A 21678-nucleotide genomic window follows, 5' to 3' on the forward strand; every position below is an offset into this window, starting at 1 on the left:
GGTAGGTGGCGCGGCTGATTCACCTCACCCCCCGGCCCCCTCTCCCGCGGAGAGGGGGAGCTTAACGGTTACTTTTATTGTCCATCTTCGCTTTTGTCTTCCGTGCCGCCGTGGCTCCCCCTCTCCGCGGGAGAGGGGGCCGGGGGGTGAGGTCCCGGTGCCCGCCGGCTCCCCCGGTACAGCTCATACTTCAGCAGCCGGCAGTCGATTGGCCCGTTAAAAAGCGGCATCCTTCTAGCCGCCTTCAGCCCAATGCTCTTGGCTGCTTCCAGATTCCCAGTCAACACAAAGGCGTCATACCCCTGGAAATTCGCCTTCAGCGCATCCCCAATCGTCTTATACAAGGCGGCCATTTCGGTCTCCTCCCCTATTCGCTCGCCGTAGGGCGGGTTGGTAATGACAATGCCCGGCTCCTCTTTGGCCGGAGCCGTGGCGTCCTTCACATCGCGCACCGACAGACGAATAAAATCTTCCAGGCCGGCGGCGGTGATGTTGGCGGCGGCCATGTCGATGGTTTTGGGGTCGAGGTCGGAGCCGGCGAGGTAGGCTTGCGGCTCTTCGAGGCGCTGGGCCTTGGCTTCTTCGCGCACCTGGTTCCAGAGCGCGGGGTCGAAGTCGTACCAGTTTTCAAAGCCGAACTTGCCTTGGTGGAACAAACCGGGCGCGATGCGCTGGCTAATCAGGCCGGCCTCGGTGAGGATGGTGGCCGAACCGCACATCGGGTCGATGAGCGGCTTTTTGGCATCCCAACCGGAGAGCAGCACTAGGCCCGCAGCCAGCACCTCGTTCAGGGGCGCTTCGTTGGTGTGCTGGCGGTAGCCGCGGCGGTGCAGCGAGTCGCCGGCCGCGTCGAGGCTGAGGATGACTTCGTTCTCCGACATGCGCAGGTGCAGGCGGATATCCGGCGTGCGGGTATCCACGCTGGGCCGCTCGCCGGTGCGGGCCCGGAACTGGTCCACAATGGCATCCTTGGTGAGCTGCGACACGAACAGCGAGTGCTCGAACGTGGAGCGGTTCACCACCGAAGTGATGGCGAAAGTTTGGTCGGCCCCGATGAAATCCTGCCAATCGATGCGGCCCACCTCGCGGTACAGAGCCTTTTCATCGGCGGCGTGGAACACGGCGAAGGGCCGCAGCAGGCGCATGGACAAGCGGCTCCACAGGGCTACTTCGTAGAGCAGGCGCTGGTCGCCGATGAATTCGACGGCCCGCGAACCGATGTGCGTGATGTCGGCTCCAAGGTGGTATAACTCGTCGGCGAGCAGTTCTTCCAGGCCGAACTGGGTGGTGGCGGTGAGGTGCATATTAGGGCAAAGGTCGGGCTAAAAAAGCTGTCATCCTGAGCACCGCGCAGGACCTTACCACGTTTTCGCTGATTGAATTCCTGCAAACGTTCCGGCATAGCAAGGTCCCTGGCGGTACTCAGGATGACAGTTGTGTACCTTTAAAGCCACAAAAACTCCCCGTATGGCTACTGCTCCCTTAGCAACTCTGACCACCAGCACTGCCCCGGCCCGCTCCTACGCCGGCCCCATGGTGCTGATGACGACCCTATTTTTCCTCTTCGGCGCGGTCACAAACTTCAACGACGTGCTCATGCCGTATTTGAAAGACGTGTGTCAGCTCACGGATTTGCAGTCGTCGGCGGTACAGTCGGCCTTCTTTGGGGCGTATTTTCTGATGTCGCTGCCCGCCGGCTGGGTGCTGAAAAAGCTGGGCTACCAGCACGGTATCGTAGTGGGCCTGCTGATTATGGCGGGCGGGGCGCTGCTCTTCATCCCGGCGGCCGATTCGCGGGCCTTCGGGCTATTTCTGCTGGCGCTGAGCGTACTGGGCGCGGGCATTACGCTGCTGCAAGTGGCGGCCAACCCTTACGTGAGCATTCTGGGGCCGGCGCGGGGCGCGGCGGCGCGGGTGAGCGTGGTGGGCGTGGCCAACAATTTCGGCGGAGCGCTCTCGCCACTGGTGGGCGGGCTGGTGCTGTTCGGCGGCTCGGTGGCGCTGAAGGCGCGCTTGGCCGCGCTGCCCCTGGCCGAACGCCTGGCCGAAGAATCGCAGCTGGTAAAAGGCCCCTACGTGGGCTTAGCGGTGTTTCTAATGCTGCTGGCGGCGCTGTTTTTCTTCCTGGTAAAGCTGCCCGACATCGAAGGTATTGCCGAAGAAGCCGCCGAGGAAGCCCGTCCCATGGCAGCGGGGCGCACGTCGGCGCTGGCGTTTCCGCATCTGGTGCTGGGCATTGGGGCCATCTTCGTGTATGTGGGCGTGGAAGTCGGGCTCGGCTCGTTCCTCATTCGCTACGGCGAGTCGCAAGGGGTTCGGCAGCTTTCGGCCTTCACCCAAAGCCTGGTGCAGGGGCTGAACGTGGCCACCAACTACGCCCTGGTGCTGTTCGGCAAGGAGCCATCGGCCATTGATACCACGGCCGGCTTCACCAAGGCGGTGGGCGCGGTGCTGGTGTCGTCGTACTGGTTCGGCTCGCTCATTGGCCGGGTGGTGGGCATTCCGCTGCTGCTCAAATTCCACAACCGCGCCCTGCTGGTGGCGGTGTGCGCGGCCGGCGCGGCGCTGGTGGGGGCCAGCATCCTGAGCACCGGCGAAACGGCGCTGTGGCTCATCGTGCTCTGCGGCTTGATGAACTCCATCATGTGGCCCGTGATTTTCCCGCTGGCCATCACCGGACTGGGACCGTTCACCAAGCAGGGCTCGTCGTACCTGATTATGGCCATCGTGGGCGGGGCGCTCATTCCGCCGCTCATGGGCTGGCTGGCTACCAATGGCGGCGGGCTGCGGGTGGCGTTTGTAGTGCCGGCGCTGTGCTACGTGTACTTGCTGTTTTATGCGCTGAGCGGCTACCGCGTGCGGTAGATTACCACTTGCCGCCGGCTCCGCACCACCTTCCCAGCCCGTGCTGCCGCCAGTACCTTTGCGGCATGGTACTCGAAGAAAACGTCTCCCTCCGCCCCTACAACACCTTTGGCCTCGATGTGCAGGCCCGCTACTTCGCCCGCTTCGCCTCGGCCGATGCGCTACGGGAGTTGCTGAAGCTGCCGCAGGTGCAGGCCGCCGACAAGCTCATTCTCGGCGGCGGCTCCAACTTGCTCTTCACCCAGAATTTCGGCGGCGTGGTGCTCAAGAATGAGATTTGCGGGCTGGAAATCCTGTCGGAAGACGGCGACACCAATACCGCCCTGGTGCGGGCCGGGGCCGGCGAAAGCTGGCACGGCATGGTGGAGTACGCCCTCGACCAGGACCTGAGCGGTATCGAAAACCTCTCGCTCATTCCCGGCACGGTGGGCGCGGCCCCGCTCCAGAACATTGGCGCTTACGGGGCCGAGCTGCGCGACACCTTCGACCATTTGGAAGCCATCGAAATCAGCACCGGCGCATTGCGCGTGTTCGCCGCCGATGCGTGCGGCTTCGGCTACCGCGAAAGCGTGTTCAAAAACGCGCTCAAAAACCAGTTCGTGGTCACGGCCGTGGTGCTGCGCCTGCACCGCCAGGCCCGACCCAACGTGCGCTACGGAGCCATCACCGACACGCTGGCCGAGCTGGGCATTATGGGCGAGCCCACGGCGCAGGACGTGAGCCGCGCCGTGGTGCACATCCGCCGCTCCAAGCTGCCCGACCCGGCCCAGATTGGCAACGCCGGCTCCTTTTTCAAAAACCCCGAAATCTCCCAGGCCCGATTCGACCACCTCAAAAGCCAGTACCCCGACCTGCCCGGCTACCCCGTGCCCGGCGGCGTGAAGGTGCCCGCCGGCTGGCTCATCGAGCAGGCCGGCTGGAAAGGCCTGCGCCGCGGCCCCGGCGCGGGCACCCACGGCGTGCACGACCGCCAGGCCCTCGTGCTCGTCAACCACGGCGGGGCCACCGGCAGTGAGTTGCGCGCCCTGGCCGAAGAAATAATTGCCGCCGTTCGCCAACAGTTTGCCGTCGAGCTTCACCCGGAAGTTAACATTTTGTGAATTGTTAGGATTCGGCAATAATTCATTCCCAGGAACCGTGCGTATCAGATAATCCCATTTTTGTCCTGAACTTTGCAAAAGTATTTTACTGTCGGTCTGCTTATTCTACAATTCGCGATGATAACTAAGTCACTTCTTATTGCCTGCCTGTTTGCTGGTTTTGCCCTAGCTGCCCAAGCTACTCCCCCCACCGGGCCAGCCGTGCCGCCGGTACTCACCGTGAAAGCGGCCCGGGCCCTGGGTCCCGGCAGCACGGTTACAATTCGGGCCGTGGTACTCAACGGGGCCGAGATGGGCAACATCCGCTACGTGCAGGATGCCGACGCGGGCCTGGCCCTCTATGCTCAGGCCGCCAGGCTGGCCGGGTTTAGCGAGCTGCGGGCCGGCGACAGCATTCAGGTAACGGGCCAGCTCAAGACCTACAACGGCCTGCTGGAAATGGACCCCGTGGCATCGTTCCACAAGCTGGCCAGTGGCGTGCGGATGCGGGCCGTCCAGGTGCCCGTGGCACAGGCCACGTCCGCTTTCGTCGAGGCCAATGAAAGCCGTTTGCTGGAAATAACGGGCGTGAAACGCCTGCAGACGCCGGCGGGCGCGCGCGCTGCTACGCTGGCCGGCAACGCCAACTACCTGCTCGACGGCATGCCGGGCACCCTGGTGCGCATCGTGGCGGCCAGCACCGGCCCTGAGGGCCTGGTCGATGTGGCGCCTCCTACTGCCGAACCTTTTGATGTGCGCGGCATCATGAGCCAGTATGCACCCAGCGGCACGGGTGGCTACCAGCTGCTGCCCCGCCTGGCGTCCGACCTGGTGCTGGGCAGCGGCCTGCCCCGCCTCACCGAAGAAGCCGTGCCCGTGAACGTGAGCAGTACCGGCTTCACCGTGCTCTACTCCACCCTCAACCCCGGTGATACCCGCGTCCGCTACGGCCTCAATTCCAAAGAGCTGAAAGAAACCCGCACCGATGCCGCCCTCACTACCAAGCACAGTATCACGCTGAGCAACCTGATTCCCGGCACCACTTACTACGTGGAAGTGAGCTCGCGCAACGCGGCCGGCACCGAAACCGCTCCGGCCGTGCCGTTCATCACCAGCAGCAGCAAACGCCAACGGAAGGGCACTAAAAACTAGCATCGGTAATTAGGTCGCCAGCTGGCAGCGCCTCGATGCGTTCGGCTAAAATTCAGCATCTTCGGAGTTGAAACAGGTCCCCTAACTTACTCTTGTATTCTTTTTATCTCCTTTGATTTTATGAAGAAGTTTACTCTTCTGGGCTTGCTGGCGTGTGCTACCTCGTGGCAAGCTGTGCAGGCCCAAACTTCTATTACCATTGCCGCGGCACGGGCCCAGGCCCCTGCCACCAACTCCACAGCCGGCCCCACCGTCACGGTGCGTGGCATCGTCACGAACGGTAACGAGCTGGGTTCGTCGGTGAGCATCGTACGCTACATTCAGGACGGCACGGCCGGCATCGCGGTGTACACCACGGGCGGCACTAACGGGCCACTAGTGAGCGCACTAGCTCCCGGCGACAGCATCCTGGTAACGGGCGGGCTGAAAATATTCCGGGGCCTGCTGGAAATCGACCCCATCACCTCGCTCACGGTGCTGGCCGGCAACCGGCCCCTGCCGGCCCCTGTGGTTTTCGCGTCGGCAAACGCGGCGGCGGCCTATGCCGAGCAGTACGAAAGCCAGCTGGTGCGCATGAACGGCCTCACGTCGGTGAACACGGTTGGCGGCGGCACGGTCGCTTCGTTTTCAGCAAACACCACCTACAAGCTGAACAACAACGCCACGCTGGCTACCTACGTGCCCACCAACTCCAACGGAGTCGACGGCCTGATTGGCAAGCCCAGCCCCACCGGCACGTTCGACGCCGTGGGCATCATGAGCCAGTACACTTCCTCGACGGCCGGCACCACGGGCGGCTTCCAGCTGCTCAACCGCAAGTACGCCGACTTTATTCAGGGCAGCACGCCCAACCTGACCAACAGTCCCGTGCCCGCCAACATCAGCACCACGGGCTTCACGGTGAGCTTCAATACCCAGAACGCGGGCAATACCCAGGTTCTGTACTCGACCTCGCCCACCCTGCCCGCTGCCAGCACCACCACCCTTACCAGCGCGGCACTGAGCACCCAACACAGCTTGGCCATTACGGGCCTGCAGCCCACCACGGTGTACTACGTGCAGGCAGTATCGACCAACGCTACCGGTCGCTCCGAGTCGCGCGTGGTGCCGATGATTACGGCGTCGCTCTCGTCGGGCCGGATGAGAAGTTACTTCACCCAAACGGTGGACAATACCCTGGCCCTGCCCGGCAACAACGCCGTGCAGGCCATAACCGGCAGCATCGCCGATACCCTGGCGCGTTACATTGGCCGGGCCCAGCAAACGCTGGACATCACCATTTACAACTGGAACAGCCCCACCATCCTCAACGCCGTGAACGCCGCGAAGGCCCGGGGCGTGCAGGTGCGCGTGATTTACGAGGACGACAACAACAACGTGAGCATCGCGAGCCTGTCGGCTTCCATTCCACGCGTGTTCCGCCCGGCCGGCGGCACCACCAATACCACCAGCATCATGCACAACAAATTTGTGGTGATTGATGCCAACAGCACGAACCCCGACCTGCCGATGGTGTGGACGGGCTCGACCAACTGGACGGGCGCGCAGCTCAGCACCGACCGCAACAACGTGGTGACCGTACAGGACCAAAGCCTGGCCCGCGTTTACACCATGGAATTTGAGGAAATGTGGGGCAGCAGCACCATCACGCCCGGCACTTCCCTGTTTGGCTCGCGCAAAACCGACAACACGCCGCATTACCTCGTCATTGGTGGTAAGCGGGTGGAGTCGTGGTTCTCGCCGACCGACAACGTGAATAGCCGCCTCATCGAAACCATTCGTACCGCCGACTTCGACCTGCACGTGCTCTCGATGCTCGTGACCCGCGCCGACATCGGCCGCGCCGTTGCCGACCAAGTGACGCAGCGCGGCATTGGCACCTGCTCCGATGGCCTCACCAACGACACCAGCGGCGTGGCCGGCTTCGTGTTCCGCACCATCCGGGCGGGCATGGGCACCCGCTACCTGCTCGACAACAAGACGGGCATCATGCACCACAAAACCCTGATTGTGGACGCCGGCGCTGCGCAGTCGGACCCCACGGTGTTCGTGGGCTCGCACAACTGGACGGCTTCGGCCGATACCGAGAACGACGAAAACACCCTCGTTATTCACGATACCCGCATCACGAACCAGTATTACCAGGAATATGCGGCCCGCATTGCCAGCCAGAACCAGGGGGTAACGCCATGCCGCCTCGTGCTGACTACCCGCAACGGCACCGTTCAGGCCAGCACGCTTCAGGTGTATCCCAACCCGACGCATGGCAGCTTCCAGGTACGTCTGGCCAGCACCACCGCCCGCACGGCTACCATCGTGCTGCGCGATGCCACCGGCCGCGTGGTGCTGACCCAAACCCAGGCCCTAACCGGCAACGACCTCGCCATCGACGCGACGGCGCTGAAATCGGGCCTGTACCTGGTGCAGGTGACGACGCCTGAGTCGACCCAGATTAGCCGCGTGGTGGTGCAGTAATTACCCACCCCGGATTACTACAAAAGAAGGCGGCTCCCGAATCGGGAGCCGCCTTCTTTTGTTTCCAATACTTGGCAAATCGCTGTTATTTCTGCTCGGTACTCACGACAGTTCCATAATTTGTTGTTGTAATTCTGCAGGAACGTTAGTCCATAATGTGGTCCCTGTTATGCTAAGCTCACAATATCCACCATCTCCTTCCATAGCAACTGCGATTATGTGCTTGTACCAATCCAGATAAGACCATTCTCTCGGCTTGGGCGAATAGAGGAATAAATATTTAGCATCCCAATGGACTTCTGCACCCGAACGCCAAATCATAGGAAAACGAAGATTCAACGGTTTGACGAATAACCGGCCATTCCCATCAATTCCTATTTCCTCAATGGAATCAGTACGCATTTCTTACTTCAGCACGGCAATGGTCACGCCGTCCCCGCCCCTATCGGCGTGCTCATCGGCCACGCTGGCTACGGTGCGCTGGCGGCGCAGGTAATCGCGCACCACTTGGCGGAGTACGCCGTTGCCGCGGCCGTGCAGGAATTTCACTTCGGGCATGCCCAGCATCACGGCGTCGTCCACGAAGCTCATGGTTTTGGTGAGGGCGTCTTCGGCGCGTTCGCCGCGCAGGTCGAGCGTGGGGCTGAAGCCGGCCATGCGGTCGGTGATGTTCACGCCGTTGCCGCCACCGGAGCTACCGCCGCTAAGCCTGGATTTCTTGGACTTGGCGGCTTGCTCCCGCTCGCGGATTTCGGCCCGGCCCAGCTTTTCGAGCTGGTCGATTTTCACCAAGGTTTTCAGGCCGCCAAACATGACTTCGGCGGTTTTACCCTTCACGCTCACCAGCTCGCCGTGGCCTTCCTGACCGAAGAGGGCCACTTTATCGCCGGGCAGTAGGGCCCCGGCCACAGCGCGCTCACGGCTTGCTTTGGGCTTGGGCGGCTCAATCTGGAGTTCCTGGCGCACGAAGGTTTCGAGCTTTTCGCGGGCGGCTTTGTTGGTTTCCTTCTCGGCGTTGCCCCGGCGAATTTCGCCGATGGTGGCTTCGATTTGCTGGTTGGTATTCACCAGCAGGGCCTTGGCTTGCTGCTTGGCGGTGCGCAGGGTTTCGAGGCGGGTATCTTCGAGGTGTTGCTTGAGGTCCTGGTATTCCTGGGCGGCGCGCTTGAGGCGCTTCTCCTGCTTGGCCGCTTCGGCGGTGCGGGTTTCGAGCTCGGTTTTCTCGCGTTCGAGGCCCTCCAGAAGCTGGTCGTAGCGAATTTTGTCCTTGCCCACGAGCTGCGTGGCGCGCTCCACTACCTCTCTGGGCAGGCCGATTTTGCGCGCAATTTCGATGGCGAACGACGAGCCCGGCTTGCCTACTTCCAGCCGATAGAGTGGCTGCAGCTTCTCGGGGTCGTAGCGCATGGCCCCGTTCACAAGGTGCGGAGTGCGCTCGGCGAAGTTCTTCAGGTTGGTGTAGTGGGTAGTAATCACGCCGTACACCCGCGTCTTGTTCAACTCGTCGAGCACGGCTTCGGCAATGGCCCCGCCCAGGCTGGGCTCGGTGCCGGTGCCGAATTCGTCAATCAGGACCAGGCTTTTCTTGCCGGCCAGCAGCATGAACTGCTTCATGGCCAGCAAGTGCGAGGAGTAGGTACTCAGGTCGTTTTCCAGGCTCTGCTCGTCGCCGATATCCAGAAAAATATCCTCGAACAGGCCGGCTTCGGAATTGTCGGCGCACGGTATCAGCAGGCCCATTTGCAGCATGAACTGCACGAGGCCCACGGTTTTCAGGCTCACCGATTTGCCACCCGCGTTGGGGCCGGAAATGACGAGGATGCGCTGCTCGGCGTTCAATTCCAGGTCCAGCGGCACCACTTCGCGGGGGTCGCCACTGTCGCGCTTGTGCTGGGCAAACGCCAGCTGTAGCAGCGGGTGGCGCACTTTTTCCCACTTCAGCACGGGCTTGTTGTGCAGCAGCGGCAGGCGGCAGTCGAGCGTGACGGCCAGCCGCGCCTTGGCCCGGATAAAATCAATCAGGCCCAGATAGCCATAGGCCTTACGCAGGTCCGGAATGTGGGGCCGCAGGTGGTCGGTGAGGGTCGTGAGGATGCGAATCAGCTCGCGGTGATAAGCATTATCAAGGTCTTTGATGTCGTTATTGAGCTCAAAAACGGCTTCCGGTTCGATGTACACGGTCTGGCCCGAGGCCGACTCGTCGTGAATCAGGCCCTTCACCTTGCGCTTGTGCTCGGCGATAACCGGCAGCACCAGCCGCCCGCCCCGGATAGTGGGCTCGGCATCGCTAGGAATCCAGCCCTCGGCTTTGGCCTGGCGCAGGATGCCGGCAATCTGCTTGCGCAATTGGCCCTGGCGGGCAATCAGCTCCTGCCGAATCTGGCGCAGCAGCGGCGAGGCGTCGTCGCGCACGGCGCCTTCGTCGTCCACCACTTTGTCCATGGCAGCCAGCAGATTGCGGTCGACCTGGATACCAATGCCCAGCAGCCGCAGCGAAGGATACAAACTAGGGTCGGCATCGGAGAAGAAAGCCAAGGCCTGGCGGATGGTCCGCAAGCTCATCTTCAACTCGAAGAAAGCCATCACATCGAGGTAGGCCCCCGGTAGGGCGGCGCGCTTAAGGTGGGCCTGGGTATCGTGGTAGTGGGAGGCAGGGAAATCGGCCCCGGCGCGCAGCAAGTAGGCAAACTCGTCGGTCTGTTGCAGCAGTTTCAGCAGCGGCTCGTGCCGGGTCTGGAACTCCATACGGGCCACGTACTGCCGGCCCAGGGCGGAAAGGCAGTTGGCTTCGAGCTGCTCGCGCAGGGTGCTGAAGCCAATTTTTTGTTCGAAGTGTTGGGGTAACAGCAAGTAATTGAGCTTAACGGTAGTCGTAATTGGATACGAAGGTAAACAGCGGCCGGGGCGGGAATGATTCGCGGGGGCGCGCCCAACTTTTGGGCTGGGCAATAAGGCCCGTTATCGTTGCGCCGCCAGTCCCGGCACGGGCCTTGTAGGAAGTGCGACGAATGTGGCACTGCTGCCCAGCGGCCAAACGGCCTGGCAAGCCACCATTCAAAAGGCCCAAGTCGCCAAAGTGGTCAAAACGAGCTTCCTGGACCTGGGCAGCCACAAGCTCATCACCATCGAGCCGCTGCTGCTCACCAGCGCCGGTAACACGGCCTACAGTCTGGAAACCATTCTCGAACCCGCCGACGGCCTGCCCCACCACGCACTGCTGGTGCAGGCCCTCGATGCCACGGGCCACTTGTGGAGCAAAACCTTTGCCGTGCCCGCGCCCAAGTCCCCGGCCACGCGCACGGTGCTCACGGCCTTCGCTACCGATGGCGTGGTGTATGCCGTGGCGAAAGAGGAAAACCCGCGTACGCAAGCCGGGCGATTTTTCCTCGACCGCTGCGACTTGGGCACCGGCAAGCTCGTGCACACGGTCCTGCCCCTGCCCGCGCCGCCCGTGGTGCGGCACGGCTCCGAGTTTTTCCGTGACTGGATATTTGGGGGCGTGCAGGGCAGCCAGTGCTATTTCTACCGCGCCGTGAAGGGCAGCAGCGCCAAAGCCGAGGCCCGCACTACGCCGGTGGAGTTCGACGTGAAGCGTTTGGGCCTCGATGGCCGCGAGCGGGCCAGCTTCCGCACCGCGCTTCAGCGCCACCTGCCGGCCGGCACGGTGGTGCAGGGCGGCGTCAGTTACCCGCACTACGGCCAGGCCCACGCGCCGCACACAATAGAAGCAGCCGGCAACGCCGACCTGTACGATACCTCCACGGGCGGCAATGCCGATTTCTACCTGGACGATGCCACCGGCAACTGCCAGTTTGTGGGCCAGTACAGCGCCACGGTATTCGACGGGCGCGCCCCCGGCGGCCCCAGCCTGGGCACCTTCGTGCAGCGCTACGCCCCCGATGGTACCTTCCGCCAAGCCGTGGCCACTCCCTACGCAGCCTTGGCCGGCTTCCGACCCGGCCAGCTCACGGCCCGGCCCCGCAACAGCATCATCAGCAACGTGCGCTACTCGCCCGAAACCCAGGACTTGACCCTGCAATACTGGACTACCGACCAGTTTGTGGTGTCCGGCTACGATGCCCGCCTGGCGGCCCGGCCGCTGCAGCTCTTGCCCCAGCTTCCGCGCCAGCCCCAGTCTTACCTCACCAGTCAGATTATCTCTTGGAGCGGCCCCAGCTACCTCGTGGGCTACGCCAACACCACCGGCGCGGCCCAGCCCCAGCTCATGCTCGATGCCCTGCTGGTGTCGCCCATCAGCCTGCACCGCAGCATCGGCCGGCTCGTCGACCGCCAGCTTGTGGCCACCAACCTGCGCAAAAGCAAAACCGTCGGCGAGTACACCGTCGCGCCCATTGGGCCCGCCGCCGCCCTGGTGTTGGAAGCGCCAGAAGGCCCTGGTGACGAAGTGGCGGTGTACGTAGTGCGGTAAACGGCTGTATAATCGGTAATGGAACCGATGGCGTGGGCCTCCGCCCCGGACCGACTTTTTGACGGACATCCGGCCAATAGCAGCAGCACAGTATGCCGTGAATCGTTCAGCAGCCGCAGGCGGGAGGCCCTTATTCTTCTTTTCCATTACGCCGCTCGCGTCCAGCCACCCACGCTACCAAATAGGCACTAAAGATGCCCCAAAGTGAAAACAGGCTGCTTGAAGTATGCCGGTGATGCGCATGCTGGTCCCATGTCAGCCAGACTAATACGGCAATGAAGGGCACGAGCAAAAAAGTGGCCAATGGCTTCTCAAACATCGTTTTTTCGCGTATTACCACAGGTATACAAGCCGTTTTGCGAGTCTGATGTCTACTTACTGCCTGCTCGAAGGTTCGCACCATGCCATCGAAATCCTGCTCGCTGTGCAAGTAGCTGTTGGCATGTAGCGTGAGCTTACTGCTATCGGTCAACTTGAGGCGCAAGTCAGCCATGCCATTGAAATCGACAGCGCGATAAGCCATTATGTTCGTAAAAAGCAGTTCCCGTTGCTGATTAGTTTTCTGGTTCAGAATGATAAGCCGGTCCGTTCCAACTGTTACCACCGTAGGCACCCGGCTCAGGTGTTTCACTATCAGAAACACAGTGATTAACCCTGCAAGAAACAAAGCCATTCCCAGTCCCATTCGTCCCAGTTTACTGATTCCCAACAGCACAACTAACCATTCTCCGGCCTGAATGCACCCTACCACCACCGGCACTCCGATGAGCAGCAGAAGCAGCAATACCTTGTAGCGGTTGCTGAGTTGCAAAGCGAATTGTCTTACCTGAAGTGACATCTCGCACGAATTACTTATTTACGCCCGCTCCAAACAACGCGAAATCGTACTTCACCGGGTCGGCGGGGTCCAGCAGGCGCAGGTTGGCGGTGAGCTCCTCGGCGGCCTGCCAGTCGACCAGCTTGCGGGTGAGTAGGCCCAGCGGGCGGGCCTGGCGCTCCACGTGCAGGTCGATGGGCATGATGAGGTCGGCGGGGGAAAGCCGAGTCCAGAGGCCGAAATCGACGCCGTTATCGTCCCGCCGCACCAACCAGCGCAGGTACATGTTCACGCGCTTGCAGGCCGATTTGCGGGCCGGCGTGGCCACGTGCTTACGGGTGCGCGGCGGCGCATCGGGCAGGCTGAAGAAGTGGTTGTGAAAGTTTATCAGCCGCTCGCGCTGCGTGTGGCCCACCAGAAACGCGGTTTCCAGCGAGTCGTGCTGCCCGTACCAATGGCGCAGGAAATGCACGAAATACAGCAAATCGGTGTCGCAGAAAGTGCGGTGGCAGAAACCGAGCAGGCGCTTCAAATCCTCGTCCTGATGCTGGGTGATGAACTGATGGGGCGCATCGTCCATGCGGCGCAGCAGCTCATTGCACTTGTTAATAATAGTGGGCCGCTGCCCCCAGGCCAGCAGCGCGGCAAATAGCGCCGCTATTTCCACGTCCTGCTTCCGGGTGAAGCGGTGCGGAATCTGAATGGGGTCGTTTTTAATGAATTCCGGGCGGTTGTAGCGCTCGTACTGGGCATCAAGCTGGCGGCGGAGCTGGGATATGTTCACGCGGGTTGTAGTGTTTTGGCAGGAGGTCAGCAAACGAAGAACGCCATGCCGAGCGCAACCGAGGCATCTCGCAAGGAGCAGTATTCAATCGTGAAAAAGAATTACTGCAGCACGCGAGATGCCTCGGCTGCGCTCGGCATGACGTTTCTTTTTGTAGGTAGCCGGCCTGCTACGGAATGTAGTTCGTCTCGACGCGGAAGCGGGAATCGGCGGTGCCCAACTTTTGCACGGCCCGTGGCGAGAGGCGCACCAGAATATTGTTGTTCTCGCCCGTATCGGGCAATTTACCGATGACGCGCACGTACACCGACTGGCCGTTCATGGCATTGCGCACCTGCATGATGGTACCCACCGGAGCCGTTTTGTGCAGCGCCAGGTACTTGTCGGTAATGCTTTTATCGATGGAAGCGCCCAGGCCGGTTTCCACCACGCGGGCCAGCACTTCGCTGGCGCGGCTGGGGGTCCGGTCCTCGCGTTCTTCCCGCTCTTTTTCAACCGGCGCGGCCGTCGTTACGGTAGCAATTTGGGCGGGCTTATCGGCCGGAACGGGTGGCGTTTTAGCCACTGCCGGGGCAGGCACATTTTCCACCTCCATCGGGCGCACAGGAGCAGGTTTGGGAGTTAGCGTTACGCTGGCAGCCGGAGCACTGGCCTCGGGGGCCGCGAGCAGCAACTGCTGGCCCACGCGCACGGTGCCGCTGGCGGGCAGCTTATTGAGCTTAATAATATCGTCGGGCGTGAGCTGGAAACGGCGGGCAATGCCAAACAGCGTTTCGCCGCGGGCCACGGTGTAGCGGGCTGGCACCGCCCCGGCGGCCGCGGCACCAGCCGGAGCCTTGGTGGGTACTGCGGCAGTAGCCTTGCCGGCAGCGGGTCGGGGCACAAATACAATCTGACCAATACCCAAGCCGTTTTTAATCTGCGGATTGGACGCGTTCAGCTGGTCAAGGCTGACGCGGTAGCGGCGCGAGAGGGCCGACAGGGTTTCGCCGGGAGTAACCCGGTGTTTCACGAAGCGTTGGCCGCCACGCATTTCCATGCCAATTGAGTCGGTAGGGGCACTTTTGGAATGGCCAGCTTTGCCCGGCCCAGGTCCGCCCAAAGCCAATAGCGTGAGCAGCGAAATAATTACAGTCATAAATTTAACCTTGCAAAATCTACACCATTCCGCCCGAATGAGCCAGCTCAATAGCCAGCACAGGCAAAATAACACAAAAAGCGGCGGGCATTTGGTTTGATGGTGATTGCCGAAGCCAGATTATTGTTATTCCGGCAAGCTCATTGGCCGAAAAGCCGCGTTGCATTCCAACACCGGCAACCTGTTTTTCGTGTCGCGCATTCTCCTCCAAGCCCGTTCTTTGGGCCACATTATTGGCGGCGACTTCGCTTTCCGCCGCCTCACTTTCCGCTTCGCTCATGGTTCTTGGCTTGATTCCCGCCCGATTTGCTTCTACCCGCCTGCCCGGCAAACCCCTCGTCGACCTCGGCGGCCAGAGCATGATTCAGCGCGTGGTGATGCAGGCCCGCCAGGCCAACCTGGCCCGCGTGGTAGTGGCCACTGACGATGAGCGGATTATGCGCCACGTGCAGGATTTTGGGGGCGAGGCCGTGCTCACCCGCCCCGACCACCCCAGTGGTACCGACCGCCTCTGGGAAGCCTTCCAGCAGCTGGGCAGCCCGACCGATGTGCATTGCATCATGAATATTCAGGGCGACGAGCCGTTTATTCACCCCGCGCAAATCAACGCGCTGGTAGATTTATTTGCCGACCCAGCCACCGCACCCGACATTGCCACGCTGGTGAAGCCGGTGGTTTCTACTGAAGAATTATTCAGCCCACACCTGCCCAAAGTGGTACTGAATCAACAAGGCGAGGCCCTCTACTTCAGCCGCCATCCCCTGCCCTACCAGCGCCAGTACCCCGAGGCCGAGTGGCTGGCCCACCACCGCTACCTGCGCCACCTGGGTCTGTACGCCTACCAGCCGCAAGTTCTGGCGCAGCTCACCCAGCTGCCCGTGTCGCCGCTCGAAGCAGCCGAAAGCCTGGAGCAGCTGCGCTGGCTGGAGGCCGGCTTCAAAATCCGTTGCGCTGAAACTGAACTGGACGCCTTTGGCATCGATACACCCGAAGACGTGGAGCGGGCCCGCGCCCGCCTAGCCCGCTAGCGGTCGGCCCGGGCCGTTATTCCCTGGTCGGGGCTGACTTCGTGACGCTCCTCGCGCATTTCGCGCGAGAGAAAATAGTTAAGCGCCGTCCGAATCACGGCAATGGCCCCGAGCTTGCCAATCTGCTCCCAGCTCGGCGCAATGGCCGTGGAAAGAATATCGGCCCCGAGCTGGAACTCCAGCGCCAAGGCCAGGTACCGCGCCAGCGTCAGCCGAATGGCCGTAAAATCGGCCGTTTGGCGCTTGGCCAACGCCTTCAGCAGCAGCCAGCCCGCGCTGATAATACCCAGCGCTATGATGACCGCGCCCACCGTTTCGATGCCCAGCTTCAGCCACAGTACGCCCTCAATGACGCTGCTTTCGGCCTGGCCGTGCGCGGAAGTCACGTCGCAGGCGGCTTCGGGCAGGACCGATACAAATGGAATAACGAGCAAAAAAATAAGCGCGGAAAGAGCCAGTTGGGCGGGCGAAATACGGAAAACCGAAGGCTGATTAGCCGCCGGCTTTTTTGGCCTTGTAGCCCGCCTTCAGCAGCACTTCCAATACTTTATCCCGAAAGTCGCCCTGTACCACTACTTCGCCATCTTTGGCGCTGCCGCCCACGCCGCACTTGGTTTTGAGCAGCTTGCCCAAAGCCTGCAAATCCGCATCGGTACCCACAAAACCGGTCACGAGCGTTACCTGCTTGCCACCGCGCTGCTTTTTAACGAGTTGCACACGCAGCTGCTGCTGTTGCGGCGGCAGCGTGGCAGCCTCGCCGGGCTCGTTGTCCTGGTAGGTGAAATCGGGGTTGGTGGAATAGACCACCCCGGTGCGATTCTGTTTCATATTGCTTCGTTATCAGTTGCTCGTTGTCAGTCGTTGGTCCGTGTTGCATCAGCCGCTAAATTCTCAGCAACTGACAATGACTGACTGACTGACAACTAAAAATCTAAACCGCTACAGCCAACGCCAGGGGCATCAGTTCGACCACAAATTCGGTGGCGTGTCCCAAATAGTCGCCATCGACGTGAAACCCAAGGGGAGCCTGGGCCACCACCCGGCTTTGGGATACCCGAAAATACTCCGCCGCCTTGGATTGCGGCAGGTTGCCAAGGGCCATGCCCAGGCTCACCTTAATTGCCCGAACCACGGGCAGGCTGTCAATCAGGCACACATCGAGCAGGCCGTCGCGCAGGTCGGCCAAGGGCGCGATGTAGGCGTTGTTGCCGTACTGCGAGGCATTGGCGAAGGCCAGCACGTAACAGTCGGTTTGCCGCCGCTGGCCGTTGAGGTCTACCTCCACTGGCACTGGCAGGTAGCGGCGGTACTCGCGCAGGGTCACGCGCAGGTAAGTGCTCAGGCCCCGCGAGCCGGCCTGGGCGAAGTGCTGGCTCACGTGCGCATCAAACCCTAGCCCGGCCGTGCAGAAAAACGGGTGCCCGTTCATCACCCCCACATCCATGCGGCTAAAAGTGGGCGCGGCCAGCCGTTGCAGCGCGGCGGGTAGCGCCAACGGCACTTTCAGGTGGCGGGCCAGGCCGTTGCCCGAGCCCTGCGGCACAATGCCCAGGGCGGCAGCGGTGCCCAGCAGGCCCCGGCCCACTTCGTTCACGGTGCCGTCGCCGCCCACGGCCACCACTACGGCAAAGCCCTCAGCGGCCGCCACCTGGGCCAGCTCCACGGCGTGTCCGGCGCACTCGGTCAGCCGAATTTCATAGTCAGCTTCGTGCGTTCCGAAGTGCTGGCCAATCAGGGCCGGCAAATCGTGGCGGCGGCTGGGGCCGGCGGTGGGGTTCAGTATGAAACAGGTTTTTGGCAAAACGCGCTTTTAATGTGGATAATGTGAAAGGTCTGGGAATAATTTCTTTAGATACCAGCTGATTGACACCAAAAAAGGCCTGCCATAAGGCAGGCCTTTTCGTTGCGTTGCCGAAAATAGGCTCATTCAGCATATTTCCACATCCGCATATTTTCACATTAGAAAACTAGCCGTTCATCTTCTCGCCCAGCTTCTGAATCAAATCAGCGGTGCGGGTTGAGTAGCCGGTTTCGTTGTCGTACCAGCCAATTACTTTGGCCAGCGTGCCGTTGGCCGAAGTCAGTTCCGAGTCGAAGATGCAGCTGTGGGGGTTGCCCACGATGTCGATGCTCACCAGCGGGTCGATGGAATATTCCAAAATACCCTTCATGGGGCCTTCGGCAGCCGCCTTCATCACGGCGTTTATTTCCTCCTTGGTGACTTCCTTCTTCAGCACCACGGTCAGGTCGGTCATCGAACCATCTGGAATAGGCACGCGCATGGCCAGGCCATCGAGCTTGCCTTTCAGCGTAGGCAGCACAAGGCCTACAGCTTTGGCGGCACCGGTGCTGGTGGGGATAATGCTGTAGGCGGCGGCGCGAGCCCGACGCAGGTCCTTGTGAGGCGCGTCCTGCAGGTTCTGGTCCGAGGTGTAAGCGTGCACCGTGGTGATGTAGCCTTTCTCAATACCGAAAGCATCATCCAGGGCTTTAGCCATGGGGGCCAGGCAGTTGGTGGTGCAGCTAGCGTTGCTGATGATGGTTTCGGAACCGGTGAGGATGTCCTCGTTCACCCCCAGCACCACGGTAGGGATGTTACCGGTAGCGGGGGCCGAAATCACCACTTTCTTGCACCCGGCGGTGATGTGCTGGCCAGCGCCGGCTTCGTCCACGAAGCGGCCGGTGCTTTCAAGTACGATATCAACGCCCATTTTGCCCCAAGGGAGCAGCTTAGGGTCGCGCTCGGCGAGGGCGGCAATGCGCTGGCCGTTCACGGTCAGGCTTTCCTCATCGTAGCTCACGGTACCATCGAAACGGCCGTGTACGGAGTCATACTTCAGCAAGTGGGCCAACGTCTTGTTGTCGGTCAAGTCGTTGATGGCGACGATTTCCACGTTGTCGCGGCCCAGCAGCGACTTGAAAGTGAGACGGCCAATGCGGCCGAAGCCATTGATGGCGACTTTGATTTTTGCCATTGCAAAACAGGAAAAATAGGTGACTGGCTACCACACTGGCAACCGGTTGAAACGCGGGGCGAAGATAGCAGGTGGGCGCGGGTTAGCCATCGCTCGGAGCCAAGAGGATATTTTTAAGCAGGCTTTGCGCTTTTTTTCAGCCGTTCCGGGTTCGGTTATGGCAATTCAACGCCCTGCCCTACCCCATTCACAGGTCGCCGAAAATATTTTTCCAACTGAAAAACAGCACACTTTGAATCGTTCAGCACTTTTTTTTGGCCTTACCCTTGCACAGAAAGCCTCACGCCGTACCTTTGCATCACCAAAACAAAAAACGGTCCGTTCGTCTAGGGGTTAGGACAGTAGATTTTCATTCTACCAACAGGGGTTCGATTCCCCTACGGACTACAAGAAAGCCACCTCCAAAGGGTGGCTTTTTCTTTGTCTATCAAGTAGTTATACGAGACTTATTTTGGTGTTGCGCGGCAAACAGTACGAATAAATACTGGCAAGTCTGTTCGCCATTAATGGTAAAGTCTTATTTCGTAAGACAGAAGATTACGAACAATAGTCGGTCCTGTGCGCAGTTGAACATGCGACCACGATGCCTGCTACTTCCAGAGTGGCAATAACAGTTGTGGCACATCAGAAGGCCAAGACGGTCAGATTATAAGGAAACTACCACACGGTTCTTCATGGGTACCATCGTATTGCCTGCTCACCGAATCAGGACAGTAACCGAGCCTGATGGGCAGCACTTATCAGAGCCGGAGCGTTTTTCAGAGTGGCGAGCACGATTTCCTTCGCCGCCTGTTTTAGCTCGTCTTTGCTGATATCGTGGGTTTCTTCGACGACCAACTCGCTTATGGTCCTGAAAACGCGTAGCAGCGCCTTCCGTTTGGGCTGTTCGGCCCTCAACTGGGCATATGCGAGGCTGATTTGAGCGTTGATTTTCCGATGGCGGGTCCGAAACACTGATTCGTTGACCACGTGTGGCTGAATGGATTCGAGTAGTTCAACCAGCGGCAGCAGCTTAGTGGCCGTGGCAATGACGGCCCCACTCAGGCGGTGGCGCCGGGTGTTTACTGAACCAGCGTCAACTTCAAGCGTTACATAGTGACTTACCGCAATGGCTGGTTTCATCAATGAAAGGGGCTTCCTCGGGAATGAATTGCGGAGAGCTTGAAGCCATGCGTTGGTCTAAAGCAGGTATTCGGAGCCATCCAAGATACGCGGTTGCCGGAAATTCACAGGCTTTCAAAAGGTGCTGCTGAAAAAGGCGAGCGCAAAACCCTCACCTCTCGCCTGAGCCCCAACGACCTGAAGTTTTATAACAACGACCTCAACTTTGTGGCCGAGCCCGGCGATTTTCAGGTGGTAGTGAACGGCAACCCGCGCGAGTTGCCGATGGTTTCCTTCAAGCTGGCAGCCAAATAAGCAGCAGATTTGTGTTGTCAGCCCGGTTGGGCTTTAAGTGTGGCGCATATCCGCTGCAGTGGCCAAGAGTGACATGCGATGCACTGCGCGGCCGAAGGTATCAGATTCCGATATTTGGCGACTACTTCCCCAAAGGATTTGGCAAAAGTCATCAAAAGCTTGCTGCGCTCAGCAGCAGACAGGTTCCAGGGCATACGCTGCAACGCTGTGCAGTACACATTGGCCATGAAATTGAAACCGGGCGCAGCAAAAAGCTTGGCGGGCGTAACATCGAACCACTCCTTCTCCGCCGAGGGAATGGACCGTGAAAGCGGACGCCATTGCGTTGCATTATCGGCGCGTTTGGCCCTACTCGTTGTTCGGTATCACGCTGGAATGAATGGCAGCATTCCGACACCATCAGTGCTTTTTCCAACTCAAACCAATAGCAATGCTTCGTCGCATGCTGCTGCTAAGCCGACAAACCGACTTCAACGTTGCTGCAACTCTCCAACGCGCAACGAACCTCATTCCTGTTGGCGCGCTGATAGCGGGCTAAGCATCAGGTGTCTCTCAATCATGCAATTGGCTAGGAAACGCAAAAGACAAGGTTTCATGCCAGCGCAATCGATTATCGATGAAATTAACTTCGCAAATAAAGATAAAATATTGTAATTTGCATTGGTATATATTATTTGAATATTGAACGCGTATAAATTTTATAGGTCAATTCCAGCTTATCAGGGCGCTTTTCATTTCGTGTCTGATACTTTTTTGCAAGTCACAATGCCCTATGAGCGAATAGAGGCCCTTGACTCAATTTTAATGCGTTCAACCTGTATTATTCAGGACTTACGCATGGGCAACTATTGTGAGCCTCGGCACGACCATACCGGGTACGACCCCGCTGGGGCTACGATTCGAGCCATTTGCGTAAGTCCTATCCTTACGAGACAAATAAATTGATGATATCAATGCCCTTAACTGCCCCCAAGCTGCGCCATCTGACTGAACTTGTTCATACTGCTCACGACTCCTTCGGGGTCGTGGCGGCAGAATATTATCATTGTTCCATCGAGCGAGTTCTGTATGTACGCTGGCACGGCCATATCATTGGAGAAGAGTTAATACGGATAGCCAAAGTCGGCTTATGCTTACATGAGCAGTTTCAGCCACTCGGCCTCGTGCACGATACCCGCGGTACCGGCGGCGACTGGGGCGACGCCGCGGCCGCGGCCTGGCTCGGCTACGAATGGATTCCAGAACTTAAGGCCAAGAGCTTAAGCTTGCGCGGCATCGCTTTCGTAATCGATGCCGATAGGCCGGTGTCATACGGCAACGCGCAGGTGCTATCGCAGATAGACGCGCAATTCGATTTTCGTCTGTTTTATTCCCCCAAGACGGCGTGGCGCTGGCTACGCCAGCACACGATGGCGTAGCCAGCGCCACCTTTTGAATACCAAGTGTATAACCCCAAGGCGTAGTGGTATATTTTCGAGCTTCTAAGTTCAAAACGCTGGCAATTATGGTACCGCTGCTGG

General features: G+C 60.0%; 21 protein-coding genes and 1 tRNA gene. 10 read left to right on the top strand and 12 right to left on the bottom strand.

The genetic code is table 11. The annotated features are described in order from the left end of the window. Positions 1-74: 74 nt before the first annotated feature. A complete protein-coding gene (locus tag IEW17_RS13070; protein ID WP_188562495.1) occupies positions 75-1304 on the bottom strand; it encodes a THUMP domain-containing class I SAM-dependent RNA methyltransferase in 1230 nt (409 codons plus the stop codon). 163 nt (positions 1305-1467) lie between these two features. On the opposite strand from IEW17_RS13070, the gene IEW17_RS13075 reads away from it, so the two are divergent. The 4 genes from IEW17_RS13075 to IEW17_RS13090 all read left to right on the top strand — a co-directional run bounded on the left by IEW17_RS13075 (position 1468) and on the right by IEW17_RS13090 (position 7571). Beyond that, the gene (locus IEW17_RS13075) at positions 1468-2865 is read left to right on the top strand and encodes a sugar MFS transporter (protein WP_188562496.1); all 1398 of its coding nucleotides are present in this window, start codon (positions 1468-1470) and stop codon (positions 2863-2865) included. A 65-nt stretch (positions 2866-2930) separates the two neighbouring features. Then, a complete protein-coding gene (murB, locus tag IEW17_RS13080; protein ID WP_188562497.1) occupies positions 2931-3965 on the top strand; it encodes a UDP-N-acetylmuramate dehydrogenase in 1035 nt (344 codons plus the stop codon). Between the two features lie 117 nt (positions 3966-4082). Beyond that, positions 4083-5096: a fibronectin type III domain-containing protein gene (locus IEW17_RS13085; RefSeq protein WP_188562498.1), complete on the top strand. Its 1014-nt coding sequence runs from the start codon at positions 4083-4085 to the stop codon at positions 5094-5096. Positions 5097-5216: 120 nt separating this feature from the next. Then, a complete protein-coding gene (locus tag IEW17_RS13090) occupies positions 5217-7571 on the top strand; it encodes a phospholipase D-like domain-containing protein (protein ID WP_188562499.1) in 2355 nt (784 codons plus the stop codon). A 102-nt stretch (positions 7572-7673) separates the two neighbouring features. Here IEW17_RS13090 and IEW17_RS13095 read toward each other — a convergent pair whose 3' ends face one another. Further along, positions 7674-7973, bottom strand: coding sequence for a hypothetical protein (locus IEW17_RS13095; RefSeq protein WP_188562500.1), 300 nt, complete (start codon positions 7971-7973; stop codon positions 7674-7676). A 3-nt stretch (positions 7974-7976) separates the two neighbouring features. Beyond that, positions 7977-10421 carry an endonuclease MutS2 gene (locus IEW17_RS13100; protein ID WP_188562501.1) on the bottom strand — a complete coding sequence of 815 codons (2445 nt, stop codon included), beginning with the start codon at positions 10419-10421 and terminating at the stop codon, positions 7977-7979. 160 nt (positions 10422-10581) lie between these two features. Between IEW17_RS13100 and IEW17_RS13105 the strand changes: the two genes are divergently transcribed. Then, positions 10582-12000, top strand: a complete 1419-nt coding sequence (locus IEW17_RS13105) for a hypothetical protein (RefSeq protein WP_188562502.1) — start codon at positions 10582-10584, stop codon at positions 11998-12000. Positions 12001-12130: 130 nt separating this feature from the next. Here the strand turns inward: IEW17_RS13105 and IEW17_RS13110 are convergent, their stop codons facing one another. The 4 genes from IEW17_RS13110 to IEW17_RS13125 all read right to left on the bottom strand — a co-directional run bounded on the left by IEW17_RS13110 (position 12131) and on the right by IEW17_RS13125 (position 15019). Further along, the gene (locus tag IEW17_RS13110) at positions 12131-12838 is read right to left on the bottom strand and encodes a hypothetical protein (protein ID WP_188562503.1); all 708 of its coding nucleotides are present in this window, start codon (positions 12836-12838) and stop codon (positions 12131-12133) included. A gap of 10 nt (positions 12839-12848) precedes the next feature. After that, the gene (locus tag IEW17_RS13115; RefSeq protein WP_373286164.1) at positions 12849-13595 is read right to left on the bottom strand and encodes a TIGR02757 family protein; all 747 of its coding nucleotides are present in this window, start codon (positions 13593-13595) and stop codon (positions 12849-12851) included. A 175-nt stretch (positions 13596-13770) separates the two neighbouring features. Beyond that, complete coding sequence (locus IEW17_RS13120; RefSeq protein WP_188562505.1) at positions 13771-14739, bottom strand: DPBB and LysM peptidoglycan-binding domain-containing protein; 969 nt, start codon at positions 14737-14739, stop codon at positions 13771-13773. Between the two features lie 19 nt (positions 14740-14758). After that, entirely contained in the window at positions 14759-15019 is a 261-nt protein-coding gene (locus IEW17_RS13125) for a hypothetical protein (protein WP_188562506.1), read from the bottom strand. Between IEW17_RS13125 and kdsB the strand changes: the two genes are divergently transcribed. After that, entirely contained in the window at positions 15018-15767 is a 750-nt protein-coding gene (kdsB, locus tag IEW17_RS13130; protein WP_188562507.1) for a 3-deoxy-manno-octulosonate cytidylyltransferase, read from the top strand. The genes IEW17_RS13125 and kdsB overlap by 2 nt on opposite strands. On the opposite strand, the gene IEW17_RS13135 is transcribed toward kdsB, so the two are convergent. The 4 genes from IEW17_RS13135 to gap form a co-directional block, all read right to left on the bottom strand. After that, positions 15764-16201 carry a DUF1622 domain-containing protein gene (locus IEW17_RS13135; RefSeq protein ID WP_229748990.1) on the bottom strand — a complete coding sequence of 146 codons (438 nt, stop codon included), beginning with the start codon at positions 16199-16201 and terminating at the stop codon, positions 15764-15766. The genes kdsB and IEW17_RS13135 overlap by 4 nt on opposite strands. A 58-nt stretch (positions 16202-16259) precedes the next feature. Further along, entirely contained in the window at positions 16260-16595 is a 336-nt protein-coding gene (locus tag IEW17_RS13140) for a translation initiation factor (protein WP_188562508.1), read from the bottom strand. Positions 16596-16698: 103 nt separating this feature from the next. Beyond that, positions 16699-17568: a diacylglycerol/lipid kinase family protein gene (locus IEW17_RS13145; protein WP_188562509.1), complete on the bottom strand. Its 870-nt coding sequence runs from the start codon at positions 17566-17568 to the stop codon at positions 16699-16701. A gap of 166 nt (positions 17569-17734) precedes the next feature. Further along, entirely contained in the window at positions 17735-18742 is a 1008-nt protein-coding gene (gene gap / locus IEW17_RS13150) for a type I glyceraldehyde-3-phosphate dehydrogenase (protein WP_188562510.1), read from the bottom strand. Between the two features lie 315 nt (positions 18743-19057). Between gap and IEW17_RS13155 the strand changes: the two genes are divergently transcribed. Further along, positions 19058-19129 (top strand) — tRNA-Glu (locus IEW17_RS13155). Between the two features lie 318 nt (positions 19130-19447). On the opposite strand, the gene IEW17_RS13160 is transcribed toward IEW17_RS13155, so the two are convergent. Continuing rightward, complete coding sequence (locus IEW17_RS13160; RefSeq protein ID WP_188562511.1) at positions 19448-19864, bottom strand: hypothetical protein; 417 nt, start codon at positions 19862-19864, stop codon at positions 19448-19450. Between the two features lie 93 nt (positions 19865-19957). Here IEW17_RS13160 and IEW17_RS13165 point away from each other — a divergent pair, with 93 nt between their 5' ends. The 3 genes from IEW17_RS13165 (at position 19958) to IEW17_RS13175 (ending at position 21576) form a co-directional block, all read left to right on the top strand. Then, entirely contained in the window at positions 19958-20158 is a 201-nt protein-coding gene (locus tag IEW17_RS13165) for a fibronectin type III-like domain-contianing protein (RefSeq protein ID WP_188562512.1), read from the top strand. 138 nt (positions 20159-20296) lie between these two features. Further along, positions 20297-20812: a hypothetical protein gene (locus IEW17_RS13170; RefSeq protein WP_188562513.1), complete on the top strand. Its 516-nt coding sequence runs from the start codon at positions 20297-20299 to the stop codon at positions 20810-20812. A gap of 299 nt (positions 20813-21111) precedes the next feature. Next, positions 21112-21576 (top strand): hypothetical protein, encoded by a 465-nt coding sequence (locus tag IEW17_RS13175; RefSeq protein ID WP_188562514.1) that lies wholly within the window; start codon positions 21112-21114, stop codon positions 21574-21576. The last annotated feature ends 102 nt before the right edge of the window (positions 21577-21678 follow it).

Origin of the sequence: Hymenobacter frigidus, assembly GCF_014640435.1 — a bacterium.
Taxonomy (GTDB): domain Bacteria; phylum Bacteroidota; class Bacteroidia; order Cytophagales; family Hymenobacteraceae; genus Hymenobacter; species Hymenobacter frigidus.

Coding starts and splice junctions, on each gene's coding strand:
- IEW17_RS13070 (WP_188562495.1), bottom strand. CDS start 1,304: ATGCACCTCACCGCCACCACCCAGTTCGGCCTGGAAGAACTGCTCGCC.
- IEW17_RS13075 (WP_188562496.1), top strand. CDS start 1,468: ATGGCTACTGCTCCCTTAGCAACTCTGACCACCAGCACTGCCCCGGCC.
- murB (WP_188562497.1), top strand. CDS start 2,931: ATGGTACTCGAAGAAAACGTCTCCCTCCGCCCCTACAACACCTTTGGC.
- IEW17_RS13085 (WP_188562498.1), top strand. CDS start 4,083: ATGATAACTAAGTCACTTCTTATTGCCTGCCTGTTTGCTGGTTTTGCC.
- IEW17_RS13090 (WP_188562499.1), top strand. CDS start 5,217: ATGAAGAAGTTTACTCTTCTGGGCTTGCTGGCGTGTGCTACCTCGTGG.
- IEW17_RS13095 (WP_188562500.1), bottom strand. CDS start 7,973: ATGCGTACTGATTCCATTGAGGAAATAGGAATTGATGGGAATGGCCGG.
- IEW17_RS13110 (WP_188562503.1), bottom strand. CDS start 12,838: ATGTCACTTCAGGTAAGACAATTCGCTTTGCAACTCAGCAACCGCTAC.
- IEW17_RS13120 (WP_188562505.1), bottom strand. CDS start 14,739: ATGACTGTAATTATTTCGCTGCTCACGCTATTGGCTTTGGGCGGACCT.
- kdsB (WP_188562507.1), top strand. CDS start 15,018: ATGGTTCTTGGCTTGATTCCCGCCCGATTTGCTTCTACCCGCCTGCCC.
- IEW17_RS13125 (WP_188562506.1), bottom strand. CDS start 15,019: ATGAGCGAAGCGGAAAGTGAGGCGGCGGAAAGCGAAGTCGCCGCCAAT.
- IEW17_RS13140 (WP_188562508.1), bottom strand. CDS start 16,595: ATGAAACAGAATCGCACCGGGGTGGTCTATTCCACCAACCCCGATTTC.
- gap (WP_188562510.1), bottom strand. CDS start 18,742: ATGGCAAAAATCAAAGTCGCCATCAATGGCTTCGGCCGCATTGGCCGT.
- IEW17_RS13160 (WP_188562511.1), bottom strand. CDS start 19,864: ATGAAACCAGCCATTGCGGTAAGTCACTATGTAACGCTTGAAGTTGAC.
- IEW17_RS13175 (WP_188562514.1), top strand. CDS start 21,112: ATGCCCTTAACTGCCCCCAAGCTGCGCCATCTGACTGAACTTGTTCAT.